The sequence below is a fragment of the Thalassospira sp. SM2505 genome, from assembly GCF_054901115.1.
Genome location: NZ_CM142731.1, coordinates 2,111,234 through 2,131,619, shown reverse-complemented (window position 1 = coordinate 2,131,619; position 20,386 = coordinate 2,111,234). Strand labels below are relative to the sequence as shown.

General features: G+C 53.7%; 20 protein-coding genes. 14 read left to right on the top strand and 6 right to left on the bottom strand.

Going from position 1 to position 20,386, the window contains the following annotated elements:
• The first annotated feature begins 46 nt into the window (after nucleotides 1–46).
• The 6 genes from ACTU44_RS09870 (at nucleotide 47) to ACTU44_RS09845 (ending at nucleotide 6,896) form a co-directional block, all read left to right on the top strand.
• Nucleotides 47–1,423 (top strand): sigma-54-dependent transcriptional regulator, encoded by a 1,377-nt coding sequence (locus ACTU44_RS09870; protein WP_462097328.1) that lies wholly within the window; start codon nucleotides 47–49, stop codon nucleotides 1,421–1,423.
• 282 nt (nucleotides 1,424–1,705) lie between these two features.
• Nucleotides 1,706–2,695, top strand: coding sequence for a TRAP transporter substrate-binding protein (locus ACTU44_RS09865; protein WP_114098731.1), 990 nt, complete (start codon nucleotides 1,706–1,708; stop codon nucleotides 2,693–2,695).
• Nucleotides 2,696–2,737: 42 nt separating this feature from the next.
• Nucleotides 2,738–3,316: a TRAP transporter small permease gene (locus tag ACTU44_RS09860; RefSeq protein WP_258548731.1), complete on the top strand. Its 579-nt coding sequence runs from the start codon at nucleotides 2,738–2,740 to the stop codon at nucleotides 3,314–3,316.
• Nucleotides 3,317–3,337: 21 nt separating this feature from the next.
• The gene (locus tag ACTU44_RS09855) at nucleotides 3,338–4,747 is read left to right on the top strand and encodes a TRAP transporter large permease (protein WP_114098732.1); all 1,410 of its coding nucleotides are present in this window, start codon (nucleotides 3,338–3,340) and stop codon (nucleotides 4,745–4,747) included.
• 359 nt (nucleotides 4,748–5,106) lie between these two features.
• A complete protein-coding gene (locus ACTU44_RS09850; RefSeq protein WP_336080530.1) occupies nucleotides 5,107–6,360 on the top strand; it encodes a multidrug effflux MFS transporter in 1,254 nt (417 codons plus the stop codon).
• Nucleotides 6,361–6,386: 26 nt separating this feature from the next.
• Complete coding sequence (locus ACTU44_RS09845; protein WP_336080529.1) at nucleotides 6,387–6,896, top strand: DinB family protein; 510 nt, start codon at nucleotides 6,387–6,389, stop codon at nucleotides 6,894–6,896.
• A gap of 8 nt (nucleotides 6,897–6,904) precedes the next feature.
• Here ACTU44_RS09845 and ACTU44_RS09840 read toward each other — a convergent pair whose 3' ends face one another.
• From ACTU44_RS09840 to ACTU44_RS09830, 3 genes are all read right to left on the bottom strand, one after another.
• Complete coding sequence (locus ACTU44_RS09840) at nucleotides 6,905–7,690, bottom strand: enoyl-CoA hydratase/isomerase family protein (RefSeq protein ID WP_462097327.1); 786 nt, start codon at nucleotides 7,688–7,690, stop codon at nucleotides 6,905–6,907.
• 116 nt (nucleotides 7,691–7,806) lie between these two features.
• Entirely contained in the window at nucleotides 7,807–9,564 is a 1,758-nt protein-coding gene (locus tag ACTU44_RS09835) for a SulP family inorganic anion transporter (protein WP_462097326.1), read from the bottom strand.
• Nucleotides 9,565–9,688: 124 nt separating this feature from the next.
• Complete coding sequence (locus tag ACTU44_RS09830) at nucleotides 9,689–9,961, bottom strand: helix-turn-helix domain-containing protein (RefSeq protein ID WP_114098737.1); 273 nt, start codon at nucleotides 9,959–9,961, stop codon at nucleotides 9,689–9,691.
• A gap of 278 nt (nucleotides 9,962–10,239) precedes the next feature.
• Here ACTU44_RS09830 and ACTU44_RS09825 point away from each other — a divergent pair, with 278 nt between their 5' ends.
• Nucleotides 10,240–10,929 (top strand): orotate phosphoribosyltransferase, encoded by a 690-nt coding sequence (locus ACTU44_RS09825; protein WP_462097325.1) that lies wholly within the window; start codon nucleotides 10,240–10,242, stop codon nucleotides 10,927–10,929.
• A 93-nt stretch (nucleotides 10,930–11,022) separates the two neighbouring features.
• Here the strand turns inward: ACTU44_RS09825 and ACTU44_RS09820 are convergent, their stop codons facing one another.
• Together ACTU44_RS09820 and ACTU44_RS09815 are read right to left on the bottom strand one after the other, a co-directional pair.
• Nucleotides 11,023–11,727 carry a glutathione S-transferase family protein gene (locus ACTU44_RS09820; protein ID WP_462097324.1) on the bottom strand — a complete coding sequence of 235 codons (705 nt, stop codon included), beginning with the start codon at nucleotides 11,725–11,727 and terminating at the stop codon, nucleotides 11,023–11,025.
• Between the two features lie 38 nt (nucleotides 11,728–11,765).
• Complete coding sequence (locus ACTU44_RS09815; RefSeq protein WP_462097323.1) at nucleotides 11,766–12,137, bottom strand: VOC family protein; 372 nt, start codon at nucleotides 12,135–12,137, stop codon at nucleotides 11,766–11,768.
• A 119-nt stretch (nucleotides 12,138–12,256) separates the two neighbouring features.
• Between ACTU44_RS09815 and ACTU44_RS09810 the strand changes: the two genes are divergently transcribed.
• From ACTU44_RS09810 to ACTU44_RS09780, 7 genes are all read left to right on the top strand, one after another.
• Nucleotides 12,257–13,129 (top strand): LysR family transcriptional regulator, encoded by an 873-nt coding sequence (locus ACTU44_RS09810; protein WP_114098877.1) that lies wholly within the window; start codon nucleotides 12,257–12,259, stop codon nucleotides 13,127–13,129.
• A gap of 183 nt (nucleotides 13,130–13,312) precedes the next feature.
• Entirely contained in the window at nucleotides 13,313–13,870 is a 558-nt protein-coding gene (locus ACTU44_RS09805; protein WP_462097322.1) for a hypothetical protein, read from the top strand.
• Nucleotides 13,871–14,020: 150 nt separating this feature from the next.
• Nucleotides 14,021–14,863: a universal stress protein gene (locus ACTU44_RS09800; protein ID WP_114098743.1), complete on the top strand. Its 843-nt coding sequence runs from the start codon at nucleotides 14,021–14,023 to the stop codon at nucleotides 14,861–14,863.
• A 198-nt stretch (nucleotides 14,864–15,061) separates the two neighbouring features.
• On the top strand, nucleotides 15,062–16,453 hold the full coding sequence (locus tag ACTU44_RS09795; protein WP_336080522.1) for an aspartate aminotransferase family protein: 1,392 nt from the start codon (nucleotides 15,062–15,064) through the stop codon (nucleotides 16,451–16,453).
• A 525-nt stretch (nucleotides 16,454–16,978) separates the two neighbouring features.
• A complete protein-coding gene (hemA, locus tag ACTU44_RS09790; protein WP_336080521.1) occupies nucleotides 16,979–18,196 on the top strand; it encodes a 5-aminolevulinate synthase in 1,218 nt (405 codons plus the stop codon).
• 238 nt (nucleotides 18,197–18,434) lie between these two features.
• Nucleotides 18,435–18,974, top strand: coding sequence for a hypothetical protein (locus ACTU44_RS09785; protein ID WP_114098746.1), 540 nt, complete (start codon nucleotides 18,435–18,437; stop codon nucleotides 18,972–18,974).
• Nucleotides 18,975–19,046: 72 nt separating this feature from the next.
• A complete protein-coding gene (locus ACTU44_RS09780) occupies nucleotides 19,047–19,553 on the top strand; it encodes a GNAT family N-acetyltransferase (protein ID WP_114098747.1) in 507 nt (168 codons plus the stop codon).
• A gap of 51 nt (nucleotides 19,554–19,604) precedes the next feature.
• Here the strand turns inward: ACTU44_RS09780 and ACTU44_RS09775 are convergent, their stop codons facing one another.
• Complete coding sequence (locus ACTU44_RS09775) at nucleotides 19,605–20,348, bottom strand: SDR family NAD(P)-dependent oxidoreductase (RefSeq protein WP_114098748.1); 744 nt, start codon at nucleotides 20,346–20,348, stop codon at nucleotides 19,605–19,607.
• Between the last annotated feature and the right edge of the window lie 38 nt (nucleotides 20,349–20,386).

The following is a 20,386-nucleotide window of genomic DNA, read 5'->3' as shown; positions in this document are numbered from 1 at the left end:
CGCAAACCGGCTTTCTGATCCGGTATCAGGATCAAAGGATACGCCAGTGCCCGCCACCGCCGAATGTGTTCTGTTTGTTGATGACGACGCCGATGTGCGTGAAGCCGCACAACAAACACTTGAGCTCGCAGACATCCCGGTCGAACTTTTTGCCGATGCCACATCCGCCCTTGCCCGCCTGCGCAAAGGATGGCCCGGTGTGGTCGTCTCTGACATTCGCATGCCGAAAATGGACGGGCTGGAATTCCTGACCGAGGTCAAAAAAATCGACCCCGACATGCCGGTGATTATGGTTACCGGGCATGGCGACGTCGCAACCGCGGTAAAGGCCATGCAAAACGGGGCATTCGATTTTATCGAAAAACCCTATGCCCCGGACATGTTCGTGGATGCGACCAGGCGAGCAATGGCACATCGCAGCCTGATCCTTGAAAACAGAACACTGCGCATCGAGCTCGCCAAACATACGAAAAATGCGTCTGACTTCATCGGCCGCAATCCGGCAATGGAAAAATTGCGCACCCTGATTGCCAATATTGCCAGCACCAATGCCCATGTCCTGATCAATGGTGAAACCGGATCAGGCAAGGAAGTCATTGCGCGCAATTTGCATGAAATGTCGGGGCGTAGCGGCCCGTTCGTTGCGGTCAATTGCGGCGGCATGCCAGAAAACCTGATTGAATCCGAACTGTTTGGTCATGAGGCCGGTGCATTCACCGGTGCCGATCACAAACGCATCGGTAAATTCGAGTTTGCCGACAAGGGTACGATCTTCCTTGATGAGATCGAAAGCATGCCGCTTTCCCTGCAAATCAAGCTGTTGCGTGTCTTGCAGGAACGCGCCCTTGAACGGCTTGGGTCAAACCGGGTGCAACCGATTGATCTGCGTGTGGTTGCCGCCACCAAAACCGATCTTCGGGCAGCATCATCACGCGGGGAATTCCGCGAAGATCTGTATTACCGGCTAAATGTCGTGCAGCTTCACATCCCGCCGCTGCGCGACCGCAAGGATGACATCCCGCTTCTGTTCGAACATTTCACCCGGGATGCGACCAAACGGTTCGACCGCTCGGTAAAACTGGTAACACCTGCTGAAATGGCGCAATTCACGGCCTATGACTGGCCGGGAAATGTCCGCGAATTACGCAACGCTGCCGAACGTCGTGTTCTTGGTCTTGATCCTTTGGCAAGCGACAATGACGCGGCACCGCAAAGCGGATTGACGCTGCCCCAGCAGGTCGAGGCCTTTGAAAAAAGCCTGATCACCGAGGCCCTTCGCGAGCATCGCGGTAACGTGACCACAACCGTCAGCGCGTTGGGCGTCCCGCGCAAGACATTCTATGACAAGCTGACCAAATACGACATCACCCCCTCCGAATTCAGAAAAACCCGCAGCAACAGCAATGAAGAGCCCGCCAGCTAGGCGGGCTTTTTGCTTGAGACGATGCCACACCCAACTTGTATGGATATCCACACAAACAGCAAATAATCATGTGCGAGATAACTCACAAATCAACAAAATATACCGCACCGCAATAGCATCAGATTCACCTTAATAAGCTGATTTAAAATAATAATTTTTAATACCCCCAAACTGGCCCGTCCCTTGCTGATTACGGCACAGCGCCAAAAGGCGTTTCAAAACGACGCCACAAAAGGCGCGCTAACGGGAAAACGCATAAGCCAGTCAAAGGGAGACAATCGAATGCGTCCTATCACCAAACATATCCTCGCAGCAGGCGTTGCCGCCGCAGCACTCATGGGTGTCAATGCAGCCTCCGCACAGGAAGTTATCAAGTTTGCGCACGTTGTTGCGCCGAACACCCCGAAAGGTCAGGGTGCGGAATTTTTCAAAAAGCGTGCAGAAGAAATTCTGGGTGACAAAGTAAAAATCGAAATCTATCCGAACTCCCAGCTTTTTGATGACGACAAGGTTCTGCCGGCCATCCTGCGTGGTGACGTACAGTTCGGGGCGCCGTCGCTGGCGAAATTCGGCAAATGGACCAAAAAACTGCAGGTCTATGATCTTCCGTTCCTGTTCAAGGACATGGATGCCGTTTCCTGCTTCCAGAATGGCGAAAAAGGTCAGGAACTCCTGAACTCCATGTCGGGCAAGGGCCTGACCGGTGTTGGCTACTGGCATAACGGCCTGAAACAGCTTTCGGCCAACAAGCCGCTGCGCGCACCCGAAGATGCCGCAGGCCTGAAATTCCGTATCCAGTCATCTGACGTGATTGCTGCACAATTCGAAGCCATCGATGCAGTTCCGCAGAAAATGGCATTCTCCGAGACCTACTCTGCCCTTCAGACCGGCGTTGTTGATGGTCAGGAAAACACCTGGTCGAACATCTATTCGAAGAAATTCTTCGAAGTTCAGGATTACATCACTGAATCCAACCATGGTCTTCTCGACTATATGGTCGTCACCTCGACCAAGTGGTGGGATGGTCTGGATCCGGAAATCCGCGCGGGCCTGACCCAGGCAATGAACGAAGCATCCGATTACGCAAACGGCCTGTCGGCCAATCTGACCGCTGAACAGCGTCAGGCAGTGATCGATTCCGGCGAAACCGAAATCCTTTCCGTTTCAGCAGATGACTTTGCCAAATGGCAGACAGCAATGAAGCCGGTTTGGGATGAGTTCTCTGGCGATATCGGTCAGGACATCATCGACGCCGCTGCTGCGTGTAACTGATCCTAGCTTTTTCCCCACTTTATCGGAAAAGGGCCGTTTACGATGATCTCGACGGTCGTTACCCGGCTGGAGGAGGGCATTATTGCCCTCCTGCTTGCCGCCATGACATCGCTTACCTTTGTAAACGTCGTCATGCGTTACGTTTTCAACTCCGGTCTCACCTGGGCCTTGGAAATCACCGAATTCCTGTTTGCCTGGCTGATCCTGTTTGGCATGTCCTATGGGGTCAAGGTCGGTTCCCACATTGGTGTGGACGCACTTGTCCGTCTGTTCCCGGATCGGGTACAGCGCGTGATTGGCCTGATCGTTGTCGCAACAGGCATCCTGTATTCGAGCTGGTTGATCATTGGTGGCTGGGAACTGGTCAGCTTCAACCACATGCTTGAAATGGAAGCGGAAGACAGCCCGCTGATGCTGTGGTTCGTTTATCTGATCATGCCCGTTGGTGCAGCTTTGCTGGCATTCCGTCTGGCACAGGTTGGCTGGCGCATCATCACCGGCAAACAGGTTGGCTTTAATCTGGCAGACGAAGCACGCGAAGCGATTGATCAGCTTAATCATGCTGGCAATTCAGCTGCAAACGGCGACAAGTCCGCCGACGCATCAAAGCCAAATGCGTAAGCCGCGCGGGGGACATTTTTCATGACAATTGCATTTCTGTTTATCCTGCTGTTCGGCTTGATGGCCATGGGCGCACCGATCGCCATTTCGCTTGGCGTATCTTCGCTTGCGACCATTTTGATGTTTGGTGATGACAGCCTTGCCACGCTGGCCGAAAAGCTGTTTGGCGGGATGGAACATTACACCCTTCTTGCCATCCCGTATTTCATTCTGGCCTCGGCATTTCTTTCGACCGGTGGTGTTGCCCGCCGTCTGATCCGCTTTGCCATTGACACTGTGGGCTGGTTCCCCGGTGGTCTTGCCATGGCATCTGTTCTGGCTTGCATGCTGTTTGCGGCCGTATCCGGATCAAGCCCGGCCACGGTCGTCGCCATCGGCTCCATCGTGATTGCCGGTATGGTCCGCGCGGGTTACCCGCAAAGCTTTGCGGCAGGTGTGATCTGTAATGCCGGGACGCTTGGCATTCTGATCCCGCCATCCATCGTCATGGTGGTTTATGCAGCCGCGACCGAGGTTTCGGTTGGCCGCATGTTCCTTGGCGGGGTTATCCCGGGTATCATGGTTGGCCTGCTTTTGATGATTGCCATCTATATCGTTGCACGCATCAAGAAACTGCCAAGCCAGCCACGTCCAAGCATCGGAGAATGGGGCGGAGCACTGTTTTCAGCATCCGGTGGCCTGTTGCTGGTTCTCCTGATCATGGGCGGCATTTATGGCGGTGTCTTTACCCCGACCGAGGCCGCCGCAGTAGCAGCCTTCTATGCCATGTTTGTTGCTGTGCTGTTTTACCGTGACATGGGCCCGATCAAGAACCTTTCATGGGTTCCGGAAAACGGCAATACCGGCTTTGGCAGCCTGATTGCCCATAATATTCCGAAGATGGGCAAGGCTTTGGCATTGCTACCGTTTGACAAGGAAGTGCGTCACGTTCTGCTGGATGCGGGCAAAGTCACCATCATGCTGATGTTCATCATCGCCAATGCGATGCTGTTTGCCCATGTTCTGACATCCGAACGCATTCCGCATACCATTGCCGAAACCATCATTGGCTGGGGACTTCCGGCATGGGGCTTCCTGATTGTGGTCAATATCGTTCTGTTGATCGCCGGAAACTTCATGGAGCCAAGCGCGATCCTTCTGATCATGGCACCGATCCTGTTCCCGATTGCCATGCAGCTGGGCATTGATCCGATCCATCTTGGCATCATCATGGTGGTCAATATGGAGATCGGCATGATCACGCCGCCGGTGGGTCTCAACCTGTTTGTGACTTCGGGAATCACGGGGATGCCGCTTCTCAAGGTCGTCAAGGCAGCCCTGCCTTGGTTGATGATCCTTCTGGGCTTCCTTGTGCTCATCACCTATGTCCCGGCCATCTCAACATGGCTTCCGACAACCCTGATGGGACCGGAACGGATAATGACCCACTAGACGGTTCTGATTTTCCGGAAACAAACCTGAAAAGGGCGGTGTTCGACGTGACACCGCCCTTTTCATTTGGCCACATAGCAGCCATTCCAGCGGATCGGATTGAGGCACTTGGAAAAAACAGCGATCTTGTGGATAATGGGATTTCTTCAATTGTTTCAGGTTTCTGTCCCTGAAGGTGTGGCATGTGTCGCACAATCGCGGACGCAGAATTGACGCCACCCCGTTTGCCTTATCCCGTTAAAACCGCGTTCGATATCGTGCGCGGATTTACGCCCGACTTGGCAAATAACTGTCAGCATGCCTGGAACGCCGAGGAATTTCGCCCCACTTGCCACTGCATGAAACGGAAAGCAGACCAAATGGCACAAAGCACGCCCGATACAAGGCCCGATCCCAAACGTCTGGCTTTGCTGCTTGCAGCCCTGATTGCAACGGCCCCCTTTGCAATCGACACCTACCTGCCAGCGATCCCGGCGATGGCCGCCGACTTTGGTACTGCAACCCACGCGGTTGAAATTTCAATCAGTACATTTCTAATCGGATTTGCCCTTGGGCAACTGATTGGCGGCCCGTTATCTGATCGTATCGGGCGGCGTCCGGTCGCGCTGACCGGGCTGGTTATCTACATCATCACCAGCGCGCTTATCACGGGCGTTGAAAGTGCTGCGGCACTAAATGTCATGCGCTTTATTCAGGCAATTGGCGGCGGCTTTGCACTGGTTGTTGTCGGCGCGTCCGTTCGTGATCTTTATGAAGGCAAGGAAGCGGCAAAGATGTTTGCGCTGATTGCCGTGATCATGATGATCGCGCCACTGGTGGCACCAACAGTGGGATCAGCACTTCTGGTCTGGTTTGACTGGCAGGCGATCTTTGTTCTTCTGATCATCTATGGCAGCCTGATGCTGTGTGTCGTCTGGTTCAGGATGCCCGAAACCACCAAATACCGTCCGCATTATGCCGGACCAACCCGGCGTGTCTGGTGGACCTATCTTGAGGTCCTGCGCACGCGCAAGGCCGTTGGCTTCATGCTGACCCATACGGGTGCGAGTGCCGTCATGTTCAGCTTTCTGACCGACAGCCCGTTCATGTATATCGACTTTTTCGGTTTTACCCCGGCACAGTTCCCCTATCTGTTCGGGGCCAATGTTGTGGTCATCGTGCTGTGCAACCGCTTGAACAATCCATTGCTACGCCGGATGGAGCTTCATCAGATTCTTAAATACGGAACAGGCATTCAGTTTGCGGCTGTGATCGGACTGTTTCTGGCGATCAATGTGTTTGAGCCAAGCCTCTATAGTGTTGTGCCTCTGGTCATGATTTCGGTCGGAATGATCGGGCTGACCGCGCCAAATGCAACGGCATCTTTCATGCAATATTTCCCCCATATCGGCGGAACCGCGACCGCATTGATGGGAACCATCCAGTTCGCAACCGGGGCACTTGCCGGCATGATCATTGGCCATTTTCATGATGGCACGCTTTTGCCTGTCACGCTTTCGATGCTGATCTTCGGGTTATTTGCCAATGTGATGGTTCATTTCGTCGCAGAAGCAAAACCGACCGACGTCACCGCAAATTTACGAGAAACATCCGCGACAGATGCCGCAGAATAAAAGATTGAACAGGAGAACCACCGATCATGGCAAAGATGAATTTCAATGATTACGGTCGTTGCATGGCGACCTATAACAGCTGGCAGAATGGGGTGCTGTTTGATCTTTGTGCGCAAATTGGCGACGAAGAACGCCGCCGTGACAGGAACATGTTTTTTGGCTCAATCCACAACACGCTGAACCATCTTCTTTATATTGATCTGCGCATTTTGGGCATTCTGAAAACCGGTCAGGCCGGAACCTATGATGCATGCACCATCGTTGCAGATGACTTTGAAGATCTCAGGGAACAACGTATTGCGATGGACAAGGAAATCAGTGCCTTTGTCGATGCAACAGATCATGCATGGCAAGATGATTACCGTGAATTGATGGGGCTGGACGGGGTCACAAGAAAGCTTCCCCGCCAGTTATTCCTGATGCAGCTTTTCAACCATCAGACCCATCACAGATCGCAAATCACCAGTGAATTGCACAAGATGGGTCTTGATTACGGCATCACGGATGTACCGCTCACCCCCGATTTGCCGCTGTAAGGTCGGGATTATTTCCCGGTAAAGACCGCTTTGCGCTTTTCAAGGAAGGCGGTGTAGCCTTCCTTGAAATCCGCACTGTCAAAGGCGCGATAACCTTCGTCGAATTCGCGCGCGTCAATCGCACCGCCCTGACGGAGACGGTTGATCATTTTCTTGTGCAGGCGCTGGGTAATTGGTGCACCACCGGCAATGCGGTGCGCCGTTTTGTCGATCTCGGTATCAAAGTCGGCAATCGGCACATGACGGGCAACAAAGCCGATCTCACGCGCGCGCTCGGCATCAAAGACCTGCCCTTCAAGCAGGATTTCAAACAAGGTTGCCTCGCCCAGAAGATCAAGCATGATCTCAAGCTCCGGATAACCCAGCGTCGCACCAAGCTTCATTGGCGGAACTGCAAATTTTGCATTATCTGCCGCAATGCGCAGATCACAGGCCGATGCCAGAACGAAAGACGCCCCCATGCAAGGCCCATCAATGGCCGCAATCACCGGATGGGTGCAGTTCTGGATCGCTTGCAGGGCTTCTGCATGCAAAAGCCCATAATCACGGGCCTTTTCAAATCCGGCCCGTTCACGCACGAATTCATGAATATCTGCGCCAGCACCGAAACCGGACCCCTCACCACCGCGAATAACGACACAGCGCAAATCCAGATCACCGGAAAGTTCCTGTGCGATATTGGCAAGCGTGCCCCACATCGGCTTTGTCAGGGCGTTTTTGCGGTCGGGCTGACAAATGGTAACAGTCGCAATGCCATCTGCAATGGCGACATTCAATCCGGTCTGGTCGGTCATGACATTTCCTTTGGGGCTTGCTGTGTGGACACAGCTTAATTCGGCATAACTATACCGAATAAACCGAAACAGCGGTCTTGCCAATAAAAGACAAGCAGTTTCCGGTCACTAGAACATCAGACACCATGACTTTCTGTCGTCACAGATGCCGTTTCCCGTGATTTGTTCAGCCTTTTGTCCAGCCATGCCACCGCCTCATCGATATCAGCCTCGTAATGGACTGCTGGCGGCTTCATGCCATGCACGAACAGATCGCGGCGGATGTCGTGTTTTGTTCCGCAAAAAACGATCTGCCCGCCACGCCCGCGCACCTTTTGCACAAGTCCGGCCAATGTATTTGCCGCCGTTGAGTCCAGAAATGGCACAGCCGAGAAATCAACAACCAGAGCACGACGTGTATCGCCGATACGATCAAGTACCGAGCCGAATGCGGCTGTCGCCCCGAAGAAAAAGACACCCGAAATCCGAAACACAACAACATCGGGATCGCCAGCCGACACCGCATCGCTATTGGGCGCAACCAGCGTGCTGTCTGCCAGATCTTCTGCAACAAACGGGGTGTGGCTTTCGACATCTGCCATGCGAGACATCCGGCGAATAAACAAAACCGACCCAAGCGCAAAACCGACAATGATGGCTTCGAGCAGATCGCGAAAAACGGTGAGCAACAACGTCGTCAATAAAACCGCCGCATCGCCGCGCGATGACCGCAGCAATGTAAAAATCGCGTGTTTTTCGATCATGTTCCAGGCCACAACGGCCAACACACCGGCAAGACATGCCAAGGGAATGAAACTTGCCAGCGGAGCCGCAACCAGAATGAACACCAACAGGAAAAACCCGTGCAGGATACCGGCCACCGGTCCATGCGCCTTGGAACGCACATTGGTTGCCGTACGCGCAATCGTGCCGGTCACACAAATCCCGCCAAACAATCCCGATGCAACATTCGCGACCCCCTGCGCCACCAGTTCACAATTTGATCGGTGTCTGCGCCCCGTCATGCCGTCCGCGACAACCGCAGACAACAGGGATTCAATCGCCCCCAAAAGCGCAAATGCAATCGCATTGGGCAAAACGGCCTGCATCTTGGCAAAGCTGATCTCCGGGAGCGACGGCACAGGCAAACTGTCGGGAATTCCACCAAAGACACTGCCAATGGTTGAGACCGGCAGGTTGAAGAGTGCCGTTGCCGCAGCCGCGCAAACAACAGCAACCAGCATACCGGGCCAATGGGGCCGAACATGTTTCAATCCGACAATGATCAGAATGGTCAATCCGGAAAGAATGACCGTTGTCGCATCCGTTCCCGGCAAGGCGTTCCAGATAACCGGGATCTTGTCCAAAAGCGGTCCGGGCTCTTTTCCTTCAAGGGTCAGTCCCAGAAGGTCCTTGATCTGGCTGGCAAAGATGATGACAGCAATCCCGGCCGTAAAGCCGACCGTCACCGGATAGGGAATGAACTTGATATAGGTCCCCAGACGCAACAGCCCGATCAGAACAAGGATGATCCCGGCAAGGATCGTGGCCAGAAGCAAGCCATCCATCCCGTGTTCCTGAACCGTTGCCGCGACAAGCACGATAAAGGCCCCTGCCGGTCCCCCGATCTGAAACCGGCTGCCCCCCAGAAGGGATACCAGAATACCGCCGATGATCGCAGTATAAAGCCCCTGTGCGGGCGTAGCCCCCGATGCAATTGCAATCGCCATCGACAGGGGCAACGCAACGATTGCCACGGTCAGCCCAGCAATGGCATCGGCGCGCAAATGCGCAAGCCCATAGCCTTCGCGAAGAACGGTTACGAGCTTCGGCGTAAACAGGTCGACAAAACCCGGCTTGCGATGCCGTTGGTTTGCAGATGTTGCTGTCTTCATTTCCCGTTGCAACCTTGTGGATATTGATTGCACAAAACCAATGCCCTATCGGGCACCCGCATTTCCCGTTTGGCAGAACATGTTCACCATGCCTTCTGCACCGGATAAAATCCCGAAACCGAAGCTAGTCGTCGCCCGATGACCGGATGACCGGTTCTTTCAGTCGCACGCCCCGACCAGTAGCAAGACTTGGTGCCTGCTCCCCGATCAATTCAACCCCCGCACGATCAAGGGCCTCGATCACCTTGGACAAGGTATCGACGACTCCGCGAACATTTCCGTTGCTGGCTTCCATCCGCTGAATGGTCGGAACAGAGACCCCTGACATTTCCGCCAGCATTTTCTGATCAATCCCCAAAAGGGCCCGCGCCGCGCGCATCTGTCCGGCTGAAATCATCAAGGTCCCTTTCCCAAAGGCAGGCCATCATTCTTTAGGGGGCAAATCTAGCACCTGAGAAATGATATTTCAAAGTAAATAAGTGATGTTTTAAACATCAACACTGCCATATTTTATAAACATGGTTCTTTTCATCCCGCCGCCCACACCCACCCCGGATTGTCAAACACAGGACAGCCAGCAAACCTGACCAAACGGTCAGCGGCTTTTCTTTGCGCTTTTGGGCAGAAAGCGTTAAGAGGTCGGCAAATATTCGATCCGAGAAGGGTATATCCGCCATGACCAACGAAAAACCGACCGCGCATTGCACCTATGCTGCGAAGACCGTCGCCAAGATTTTGCTTGATATTGGTGCGGTAAACTTCCGCCCGGAAGAGGCCTATATCCTGACATCCGGCTGGGCCAGCCCGGTCTATATTGATTGCCGCAAACTGATTTCCTTCCCGCGCGCACGCCGCAAGGTCATTGAACTCGCCGCCCGTCAGGTATCCGATGCGGCTGGCTACGAGGCCTTTGATGCGGTTGCTGGTGGTGAAACGGCTGGTATCCCCTATTCCGCATGGCTTGCCGATGCGCTTGACCTGCCGATGCAGTATGTCCGCAAAAAGCCCAAGGGCTTTGGCCGCAAGGCGCGTATCGAAGGTGACATCCACGAAGGACAGCGCGTTCTTCTGGTCGAAGACCTTGCCACCGATGGCGCATCGAAAGTCAATTTCGTCAACGCCATCCGCGAAGCCGGTGCCGAGTGCAAACACGCCTTTGTCGTCTTCTTCTATGACATCTTCGAAGGTGCGCTTGACGAACTGCGCAAGGACGATATCGAAATGCATTACCTTGCGACCTGGGCCGACGTTCTGGCCGTTGCCGAAGAAGGTGAATATTTCAGCAAGGATGCCATCGAAGGCGTGCGTTCCTTCCTGAACGACCCAATCGGCTGGTCAAAGGCCAATGGTGGCAAGCACGACTAAGCTGCAACAAACCCAAAAGACAAAACGCCCGCGGGTTCAACCAAGCGGGCGTTTTTTATTGCCTTTATTGCGCATCACAACGCAATCACATCATCAGCTTGGTGGCGCAAGCACGATGTTGTCTTGCGGTATCATGCGCAAACGGTTTGCCAGATATCCGTCCTTGCACGCGATGAATTCGTGCAGTTCCCGATAATAGGTGGCGGGCACTGCGTTTCGGACCGTCTCGTGCTTGGCCAAATCGCTTGCCCAGCCACGCAACCCGGGAAAACCGGCAAACAAATCCCGGTTTAGCCCGACCGCTATCAGGGCAAAAGGCCGAAAAACCGTCGCAAAAACGATATCGAGCATCGAAAGCTCTTTGCCCGCGTCCAAGGCCTGTGGCAGCACAAGACCGGACACAATCGACATCTGTTTGTGGATCTGATGCATCGTTGCATCGACGCTGTTTTCAGACAGATCGCGATAAATCAGATCTGCGGTGAGGGATAATAACTTATCCCCAATCGCAACCACCGCCTGTGCCAAGGCAAGGTCATAGGCATCCGTCCCACACGGTTTTTTCCCCGTTATTGCATCAAGGTATTGGCAGATGGCGGCGGCCTCAAACAAGGTCCGCCCATCATCAACCACCAGAACAGGAACATTTCCGGTTGGGCTTAGCGCCAGAAACCAGTCCGGCTTGGCATCAAGGGCAATGTCTGTGCGTTTGTGGGCAATACCATTTTGCGCCAGAACCATCGCGACACGCTGGACATAGGGGCAAAGCCGGTGACCGATCAAATGATACGATGTCATCAGTTCATCCCCCCGCAGCATCACAACCAGTCATCGCCCTAGCCCATATGATGGATGTTGAGTTTGTTACCATCCAGATCGCGGAAGTAGGCCGCGTAAAACCCGTTTTCATGGCGTTGCCCCGGCTCGCCTTCCGACGATGCACCAAGCGAGATCGCATTTTTATAAAGCGCATCGACCTGATTACGCGACGCGGCTGAAAGGGCGATCATCGTGCCATTTCCAACCGTTGCCGCATTCCCGTCAAACGGAACATGCATCGAAAATGCCGGGCTGTTTTCGCCAGCACTCCAAACGATAAAGTCCGGCTGCTCAAAGACGCGCTGCGCACCAAAACCGGCAAGCAATGCGTCATAGAACGCGCCCGAACGGGATAAATCATTAGTGCCGAGTGATGTGTATCCGATCATGTTTTCTTTCCTGACATATGAAGGTGAATTCCGTATGCCGACCACCGTAGGTAATTTCAATTTTGCAATACATAGGCACTTTTGTAGTATCTGATTGCAAATTTGAAATGGAGCATTCGGTGGATTGGAACTACATCAAGTCATTCCTTGCCATTGTCGAAACGGGAAATCTCGAACAGGCAGCACAGAAAATCCGGGTAAGCACCACCACGGTATTTCGCCATATCCACGCCCTGGAGGAGCAAACCGGAAGCCGGTTGTTTGATCGAATACGCGGTCAGTATCACTTGACCGACACGGGAAATGAAATGCTCGTTCCCGCCCGTCAGATCATGAATAGTTTCGATACCATCAGCACCCATGTTGCCGGTGCCGATACTGACCTTGGCGGGCTGGTCCGATTAACCGCCCCAACCAGTTTTTCATATTTTCTCTTGCCAGATTGCATCGCCAAACTTCATCAACGCTGGCCCGAAATTCAGGTGGAATTGCTTGCCAGCAATCTGGAATTCAATATGACACAGCGATATGCAGATATCGCCATTCGCGTTGCTGCAAACCCGCCAGACCATCTCGTTGGCACCGAAGTCCGGAAAATTGAGTGGGGCATATACGGCGCAACAGGAAAATACACACCGGACGGGCTAGACACGATGTTCGATCACACGTTCATCGGTGGCGCAGGAAACCTTGTGGGTCACGCGACGTTCAAGTGGCTCGATCAACATATTCGCAAACCATACAAACAGCGAACAGATGATCTGATTGCCATGGCGCAACTTGCACATGCGGGATGTGGCCTTGCCTGTTTGCCAGCTGATCTTGCCCGGCCCGGTTTGCAATTGCTGGCAAAGCTGCCTGATGTTCCTGCAAACAGGCTTTGGGTTTTGACCCATCCTGATCTGCGCCATATTTCGCGCATCCGCGAAACCATGCGCTGGATCAGCAAGTCCTTGAAAAATGATCCTCGGCTGAATCTTGCACAGACTTAGGTGTTTGGCGCACCGAACATCGCAATGATGGATTGTTCATCCTCGCAGACTGGACAGCGTGAACAACCACGTTCAATATGTTCCCAAGTAAAAGCAAAGCCATAGACCGAACTATGGCAGATATCCGGGACAATACACAGACGCGATCAGGGCAAGATTACCCGACGGTCAAAGGAGCAACCCATGTCGATGCACAAGACGGCCAAATGCCTGACCATGATTGCAATGGGCTTTGCCTTGTCTGGCTGTTTGCTTGACGCCAAGGAACCGGTCACGGTTGCCAATGAGTCCCAGACGCTGGTCACGCCCTGGGGCGCACCATCATCAACACGCAGTACCGCAACGAGCAGCAGCGACAGCAATCTGGTGATGATGGAAGACGCCAACCGCAAGGCGCTTGACCAGATTCAGCAAAAACAGATCGACGAGGCGCGAATTGCCCTCGGCATCCTTGATCGCATGGCAAAGCGTTGCGTTCAGGATGGCGATGCTGCGGCCTGCGCGACACTTCAGACCAATTGGGCACCCCTGTCGCAACAGTTGCATAAAACCCTGTCGATGATGGCCGGGGACAGCATGCAGATGCCGATGACCGATCCTTCAAATGATCCGGCGATGGCGCCCGCAAATGACAGTCCGCCAAGGCCTCCGGCTCCGGCAACGAGTGCGCCTGCAGGCGATAGCGACACCCCGACAATGGAAAAGATCATTCCCATGAGCAGTTCGGGCTCGGACGGCTGAAGATCTTTTCAACTCAATGAGCTGCACTTTGAGATAGAACAAAGAAAACTTCCGGTTACTTCGATATCGTGCTTGGCATGACGTTTAGACCTGTAGGGTTTGGCACCGTTCCGGTCTGCGCCACGTCTTTTATGCAACGGAGATCAACCTATGTATCGGGATATTCTTGTTCACATCGACACCTCGCCAGCGTGCAAGGAACGTCTTTCGGTCGCATTGAAAATCGCAAAGGCACAGAACGCCCATCTGACGGGTCTGTATCTTTTGCCATACCCCGAAATTCCGCGTTTCATGGAAGTTCAGATCACCGAGGAAATCATCTCCCAGCAGCGCGCAGCCATGGCGGAAACCGGCAACGTTGCCCGCAAGGAGTTCGAAAGCACCTGTGAAGCAGCAGGCATTTCGTTCAGTTGGCAACAGACTTCCTGCCCGGCATCCGAAATTGCCGAAACCACCGCCATGTATGCCCGCCACCACGATTTGACTGTCCTGGGGCAGCGCGATCCGGAAAGCTCCGATCCGTGCTCGGTCTCTGAAATGCCTGACAAGGTTATCCTGACATCTGGCGCACCGGTGCTTGTCGTTCCCTATGTCGGGCGTTTTGACGCCATTGGCGAACGCGTCATGGTCGCCTGGAAGCCTTATCGCGAGGCCGTTCGTGCGGTAAATGACGGTATGCCGTTCCTTGAGAATGCCAAATCTGCGCTGGTGCTATGTGCGGATCCGAACAAGGGTGCGCGCGATACCATGCCGGTGCCGGGCACCAATGTAACCGCACGCCTTGAACGCCATGGCATCAAGGTTCGCCGTGAAACCATGAATGCAACCGGGATCAGCGTTGGGGATCTGCTGCTGTCGCGTGCGGCGGATGAAAGCATCGATCTGATCATTTGTGGTGCCTATGGCCGCCCGCGTCTGCGCGAATTGATGATGGGTGGTGTCACCCAGCATCTGCTGCGCCACATGACGGTTCCGGTTCTGATGTCTCATTGATCCCTTTTGATCAGTCTGCACAATCGCAAAGCTGTAAAACCGGTCAGGAAACTGGCCGGTTTTATGCTTTTAAAGTCGATTTCCGGATCAAAGATCAGACACGGCACAGGAAAGAGTTGCGCCGCAAAACGGTAGGCTTAAAGTGCAATAAACTGCTTTCGGGTTTCAGGGACCCATATCAAAATACAGAGGTTCGAAATGACCATCGACGCCACCAACGTCAATCCGACCATCCCGGGCAATTCCGATGCCAGCCGCGATGTCGCAAGCTATCTGCATCCCTATACCAATCTGGTCACGCACGAAAAAACCGGCCCGCATATCATCACGGGCGGGAATGGTATCTATGTGACCGATGACAGTGGCCGCAACCTGATAGAAGGCATGGCCGGCCTGTGGTGTGCGTCCCTTGGCTTTAGCGAAAAGCGTCTGGTTGACGCCGCGACCAAGCAGCTCAGCACCCTGCCCTATTACCATACCTTTGCGTCCAAAAGCACAAACCCGGCGATTGATCTGGCAGAGAAGCTGCTTGAACTGGTTCCGGTCCCGATGTCGAAGGTCTTCTTTGCCAATAGTGGCTCGGAAGCAACGGATTCTGCGGTCAAGATGGTTTGGTACTATCACAACGCCATCGGTCAGCCTGAAAAGAAAAAGATCATTTCGCGCAAGAAAGGCTATCACGGTGTCACCGTTGCAGCTGCGTCAATGACCGGTCTTCCGGGCAACCACAAACTGTTTGATCTGCCGATTGATCGTATCCTTCATACCGACACCCCGCATTACTGGCGCGAAGCGCAGCCGGGCGAAGAGGAAGAAGATTTCGCAACCCGCCTTGCCGAACAGCTTGAAGACCTTATTCAGGCCGAAGGCCCCGAAACCGTCGGTGCCTTTATTGCCGAACCGATCATGGGGGCCGGTGGCGTGATTGTTCCGCCACGCACCTATTTCGAGAAAATCCAGGAAGTCCTCAAACGCTATGACATCCTGTTCATTGCCGATGAAGTGATTTGCGGCTTTGGCCGTACCGGACGGATGTTTGCGACCGAGACCTTTAACCTCAAACCGGACATGATCACGGTCGCCAAACAGCTGTCATCGGCTTATCAGCCGATTTCAGCCCTGTTCATCAATGACACGATTTATCAGGCGGTCAAAAAGGGCTCCAACGAGGTTGGCACCTTTGGCCATGGCTTTACCTATTCCGGCCATCCGGTTGCGGCAGCAGTTGCCCTTGAGACTCTTAAAATCTATGAGGAAGACGGCATTATCGAGCATGTCCGCAATGTCATGTCGCCGTTCCAGAAACGCCTGAAAGACCTGAACAAGTTTGATCATGTTGGCGAAACCCGTGGTCGCGGCCTGATCGGGGCGTTTGAACTGGTTGCAGACAAATGCGCAAAAACCCCGTTCGAGCCTTATGGCGCTGCCGGCAAGGCCGTTGCCGAGGCCTGCCTTGAACAGGGCGTGATCCTGCGTGCACTGGGTGACACGGTCGCCTTCTGCCCGCCGCTGATCATTACCGAAGACCAGATCAATGACATGTTTGATAAGGTCGAAGCCGGTCTGGCGGCTTGGCATGCAACCCGGTAGGCAATCACTTTTTCCGGTGTGAGTCACACTTGACGCTTACATCCCGTGCAATCAAACCGGTTGCACGGGATTTTCCATTTTATGTCATTTGCAATGAAGATCGCCGAAAAATAGAAAACACGACACCAAGAACCAACAGTCAATTGATTTTTCCTATAACTAAAATCAATATAATTGTGACGGCAAAGGCGTTCAAATCCTTGCCAAATGAAGCCAATAGGCCCAAATTGAAAACTGTATTGAGATGGGGCGAGCCCGCATATCCCGCGATGGCGCGCCTCTTGGGAAAAGATCGACAAACGAGAGACGGAACACCTTCTCTGTTCGAACGGTTCCAAACTAAACTGGAATCGCTTTAATTTTTGACAAGGGTCAATGCCGGATCGGTCGCCATGTCCGATAAGGGAATAATCAAGCCCCGGTCAAAACAGACAGATATGTTCTGATCAGGTTCCTGATCCGGGCGCTGACAGAGCTTTGTGACCAACCAGTCTGGTCACACAGAGACAGGCGAAAGAACCAAAGATGAATTATAACAACTTCTTCAAAGACGCATTGTCCGGCCTGAAAGCAGAAGGCCGTTATCGCGTGTTCGCCAACCTTGAACGTATTGTCGGCAAATTCCCGAAGGCCATGTATCATCCCGGCAACGGCGAAGCCCCGCGTGAAATTACTGTTTGGTGTTCTAATGACTATCTTGGCATGGGACAGCATCCGAAAGTAATTGAAGCGATGCAGAATGCCATTACCGGCCAGGGTGGTGGCGCAGGCGGTACGCGCAATATTTCCGGTTCCAACCATCTGCATGTCGCGCTTGAGCAAGAGCTCGCCGATCTGCATGGCAAGGAGGCCGCCCTTTTGATGACGTCGGGCTATGTCGCAAACTGGACGACGCTTTCGACCCTTGGCTCCAAACTTCCTGATTGTGTGATTATCTCGGACTCGCAGAACCATAATTCCATGATCGAAGGCATGCGTCATTCCAAGGCCGAACGCCGTATCTGGGAACATAATGACGTCGAAAATCTTGAAGCGATCCTTAAGGATATCGGGCCCGAGCGCGCCAAGATTGTCGCTTTTGAATCCGTTTATTCGATGGATGGCGATATCGCCCCGATCGGTCAGATCCTCGATCTTTGCGAAAAATACAATGCGATTTCATATCTGGACGAAGTCCATGCGGTCGGTATGTATGGTCCGCACGGCGGCGGTGTTGCCGAACGTGACGGTGTCATGGACCGCGTTGACATCATTCAGGGCACCCTTGCCAAGGCGTTCGGTGTGATTGGTGGTTATATCGCGGCCAAGCCGGAAATCGTCGATTTCGTTCGCAGCTTTGGCAACGGCTTCATCTTTACCAGTTCCCACCCGCCAAGCATTGCAGCTGGTGCATTGGCATCCGTCCGTCATCTCAAGAAAAGCAACGAAGAACGCCTTGCCCAGAAGGAACGCGCAGAAACCCTGCGTGAGCGCATGCGGGCTGCGGGTCTTCCGGTAATGGATGCGCCAAGCCATATCGTGCCCTTGATGGTTGGCGATGCCGCCATGTGCAAGGAAGCAAGTGACCGACTTCTGTTCGAACATGATATCTATGTTCAGCCGATCAACTATCCGACGGTGCCGCGTGGCACGGAACGTCTGCGCTTTACCCCCGGCCCGCTTCATGACGACGCGCTGATTGATCACCTGATCGACTCGCTTCTGACCGTTTGGGGACAGCTGGGAATTTCCAAGGCAGCCTGACGCCAAAAGCTAATGACAGATCAAAGGCCGGTGGCATACGCCCCGGCCTTTTTTCGTGATCCGGGTGAATTGCGACACCGTAAGTCAGATCATTGACGTCTGACATTTGCTTTCGCGACGGGGCGCTCTATATTGAGGGTCCGCAAACCGATCACCCGCCCATAACTGGCAAGATCGAACTTGCAATTAAGAACCGTTCGCGTTAACGTCGGACCTGTGATCAATCAGGGACCGCATCATGTATTCGGATAGAACCTTGCTTCCCAAAGAATGTCTGCGACTTTGTGCGCTTGGCACCCTTGCCCTTTCCGACAAACCGATCAGCTATGCTGATCTGGCCAATTCGGTGCGCCATTTCATGTCCCACATCATGGGACCATCGCTTGATATGATGGGAAGTTCCCTTCAGCTTCTGAAACTTGAAGGTCTGGTCAAGGAAGACACATCCAACGGATCCTTTTCCGATGCACAACTGAGCCTGACACCGGCTGGCCATGAGAAATTCATCGAACTGATGCAAGGTAACCTGCGTGACACGTCGGGTGAACTTTCGCGTCTGATCATGGCGCTTAAAATGCGGTTCCTGCATCTGCTTGATGATGACATTCGCGCCGAACAGGTCGAGATTCTCCATGATGTCTGCGAGCTTGATCTGGACCGTGTTCTTGCCCTGCGCGAAGAACATGCCAGCGAAGCCGGAAACTTTGCCGGTTGGCTCGAAATGGAAGTAAAACGTCTCGAACAAAAGCGCGACTGGCTCAAAAGCCTGTTGGCCTGACGCATTTTCCCGTTATAGTCGTGATTGAAGGCCAGCAGGAAGCCGGTCTAACGTCACAGGCAGGGACGGAAAATGTTGATACGTGAAGAAACCGAAGACGACTTCGCGGCAATTAATGCGCTGTTGGCCAGTGCATTTGAAACGGCCCCTCACAGCCAGCAAACCGAACATCTGATTGTGGATGCTCTCAGACAAAGCGGTAAATTGACGCTTTCGCTAATTGCCGAAGAAGACAATGAGCTTGTCGGTTGCATTGCCTTTTCACCTGTCCTGATCAACGGCAAGAAATCCGACTGGTACGGGCTCGGCCCGGTTGCCGTAACCCCGGATCGTCAGGGTATGGGCATCGGATCGGAACTGATCCAAAGTGGCATTCGCCATCTGCGTGCCAATGACGCGCGTGGCTGTGTGGTCCTTGGAGAGCCGAACTACTACAGCCGGTTCGGCTTTGCCACCCTGCCCGATCTGAAACTTGAAGGCGTGCCCGATGAATATTTCATGGCGCGACCACTGGTCGATGAGATCCCCCAAGGGATGGTGGAGTACGACCCGGCATTTGCAATTGCCCCCAAAACATAAGGCAGCCACACCGGACTGCCTTTCGCATTTGGCCAGATATCGGTGACATCATCAGTAAAGGTGCTGCCCGCCAGTCACAAAAATCTCGGTCCCGGTGACATAGCTGCTGTCATCGCCGACCAGATAATGAACCGCTGCTGCCACATCTTCGGGCGTGCCCATGCGGTTCATCGGGATACGTGGCACCAGTGCCTCATATTCCGGGGAAATCATATCGGTCTTGATCTCGCCCGGTGCCACCGCATTGACGCGCACCCCAAGCTCGGCAAATTCCACAGCCATTTCGCGCGTAAGCCCGGAAAGTGCCGCCTTTGATGTTGAATAGGCAGAGCCCGCAAACGGATGCACATAATGGCCTGCGATCGATGTGATGTTGCAAATCGCCCCTTTGCCGCGATGAAGCGCTGCGGCAAATCCACGCGACAGGGTCAGCGGGGTAAAGAAGTTCAGCTCAAACACATCTCGCCAGGCTGCAATATCACCATTCAAACAGCCCAGCCGTTCCTTGTAGGGCGTTTTGGGTGACACGCCGGCATTATTGACCAGTGCATGCAGCGGATCATCACCAAGCACTTCATTGGCCTGCGCAATAAAAGTTTCGACATCTTCGGGTTTGGAAAGATCGGCACGGATATGAATACCCTGTGCCGGATCACGCGGACAGCTGGGCGGCGGCGCTTCGCGTGAACAACAAATCACCCGCCAGCCACGTTTGGCAAAATATCCAACAGTGACATGGCCGATGCCACGACTGGCACCAGTCAGAACGACAGTTTTCGGGGCGCTAGTGGTCATTTATCCTGCTCACTTCCAAGCTTGGGCATGCATCCATG